This window comes from Hydrogenophaga sp. (assembly GCF_051007235.1).
Classification (GTDB): Bacteria; Pseudomonadota; Gammaproteobacteria; order Burkholderiales; family Burkholderiaceae_C; genus Hydrogenophaga.
This window is the reverse complement of sequence record NZ_JBPCSJ010000063.1, coordinates 1-1,977: the sequence shown is the minus strand read 5'-3', so window position 1 is coordinate 1,977 and position 1,977 is coordinate 1. Positions and strand designations below refer to the sequence as shown.

Annotated in this window: 2 protein-coding genes and 1 pseudogene; 1 reads left to right on the top strand and 2 read right to left on the bottom strand. The window is 70.4% G+C overall.

Annotation, left to right across the window (positions count from 1 at the left end; translation table 11 throughout):
- Together ACR2JA_RS02085 and ACR2JA_RS02080 are read right to left on the bottom strand one after the other, a co-directional pair.
- Positions 1-188, bottom strand: a pseudogene (locus ACR2JA_RS02085) (ammonium transporter); the annotation flags it as partial.
- Positions 189-219: 31 nt separating this feature from the next.
- On the bottom strand, positions 220-558 hold the full coding sequence (locus ACR2JA_RS02080) for a P-II family nitrogen regulator (RefSeq protein WP_434007480.1): 339 nt from the start codon (positions 556-558) through the stop codon (positions 220-222).
- A gap of 315 nt (positions 559-873) precedes the next feature.
- On the opposite strand from ACR2JA_RS02080, the gene ACR2JA_RS02075 reads away from it, so the two are divergent.
- Positions 874-1,977: YifB family Mg chelatase-like AAA ATPase (locus ACR2JA_RS02075; RefSeq protein WP_434007479.1), on the top strand; the 1,104-nt coding region annotated here is incomplete at its 3' end.

Genomic DNA, 1,977 nt, shown 5'->3' with positions numbered 1-1,977 from the left:
GCTGCAGCGTCAGCGGCCGGCGCAGCGGCGGGGGCCGCAGCGGCATCGGCTGCGGGCGCAGCGGCCGCGTCGGCCGGGGCCGCCGTCGTGGTGGCGGCGGCGGGTTCGGTGGCGGTCTGCGCGGTGGCGTTCAGTCCGCCAAAGGCCAGGCCCACGCCCAGCAGCAAAGTGGCAAGTAGCTTTTTCATGTTCGTGCTCTTTCGTGTGCGGGTGCCGGGATCAGAGCGCTTCCTTGCCGGTCTCGCCGGTGCGGATGCGAACCACCTGTTCGAGGGAGGTGACGAAAATCTTGCCGTCGCCGATCTTGCCGGTGCGTGCGGCACCTTCGATGGCTTCGATCACACGGTCGACCAGTGCGTCGTCCACGGCAGCTTCGATCTTGACCTTGGGCAGGAAGTCGACCACGTACTCGGCGCCGCGGTACAGCTCGGTGTGGCCCTTCTGGCGGCCGAAGCCTTTGACTTCGGTGACGGTGATGCCTTGCACGCCCATGCCGGACAGCGCTTCGCGCACCTCGTCCAGCTTGAACGGCTTGATGATGGCGGAGACCATTTTCATGCTGTGTTACCTCTTCTAGATCAGGAGGGTGTCCGGTCCAACCGGCTGACACCACGGGGTTGATGCAATCGCTTACACCCCCAAGCAGGGACTGTGCCAACCCCGACCCCCCCGCGCACCCTGCTGTGGTCAAAACACCGCGCATCCCCCAGCGGTGGGGCTGTGCTGGCCGTGGGCTGTGCCATCATGGACAGCGTCTGCGCGCGGTCGCCGCGGTGGGCGCCGCAACGATGCACCACATAAGTGCACACCAAAACAGGCGGTGCGTTCGGGGCCCAGGCGCCCGTCGCGCACCGAAACAGGGAGGAACAAGGCATGGGTTTGTCTTTGGTGCACAGCCGTGCACTGCTGGGGCTGGACGCACGGCCGGTGCAGGTGGAAGTGCACCTGGCCAACGGCCTGCCCAGCTTCACGCTGGTGGGGCTGGCCGACACGGAAGTGAAAGAAGCCCGCGAGCGCGTGCGTTCGGCCATCGCCAACGCGGGTCTGGAGTTTCCGAGCAACAAGCGCATCACCGTCAACCTGGCCCCGGCCGACCTGCCCAAGGACTCGGGCCGCTTCGACCTGCCGATCGCGCTGGGCATCCTGGCCGCCAGCGGCCAGATCGACGCCGCCCGGCTGGACGGCTGGGAATTCGCTGGCGAACTGTCCCTGGGCGGCGAACTGCGCCCGGTGCGCGGCGCCCTGGCCATGAGCCTGGCGCTGCACCAGGGCGGTGGCACGGTGCGGCTGGTGCTGCCGCCGGGCAGCGCCGAAGAAGCCGCGCTGGTGCCGCAGGCCCAGGTGCACCGGGCACGCCACCTGCTCGACGTGGTGGCGCAGTTCCTGCCCGTGCGCGCCGGCGCCGGTGACGACCCACCGCCCGACGGCGACGGCTGGGTGCGCCTGGCACCCACCGAACTGGGCCTGCAGGCGCAGGAGGCCGACCTGGCCGACGTCAAGGGCCAGGCCGCCGCCCGGCGCGCGCTGGAAATCGCCGCCGCAGGCGGCCACAGCCTGCTCATGGTCGGCCCGCCCGGATCGGGCAAGAGCATGCTGGCCCAGCGCTTTGCCGGACTGCTGCCGCCCATGGACACCACCGAAGCGCTGGAGTCGGCGGCCGTCGCGTCGCTGGCCGGGCGCTTCCACCTCGAACGCTGGGGTCAGAGACCGACCTGCGCGCCCCACCACAGCGCCAGCGCGGTGGCCCTGGTGGGCGGCGGCTCGCCGCCGCGGCCGGGTGAAATCTCGCTCGCGCACCATGGCGTGCTGTTTCTGGACGAGCTGCCCGAATTTCCCCGCGCCGCGCTGGAGGCGCTGCGAGAGCCGCTGGAGAGCGGGCACATCCGCATCTCGCGCGCGGCGGTGCAAAGCGAGTTCCCGGCGCGCTTCCAGCTCATCGCCGCCATGAACCCCTGCCCCTGCGGCTACCTGGGCCAC

Excerpts from the sequence above, each read along its gene's own strand:
- ACR2JA_RS02080 (WP_434007480.1), bottom strand. The coding sequence starts at position 558 with ATGAAAATGGTCTCCGCCATCATCAAGCCGTTCAAGCTGGACGAGGTG.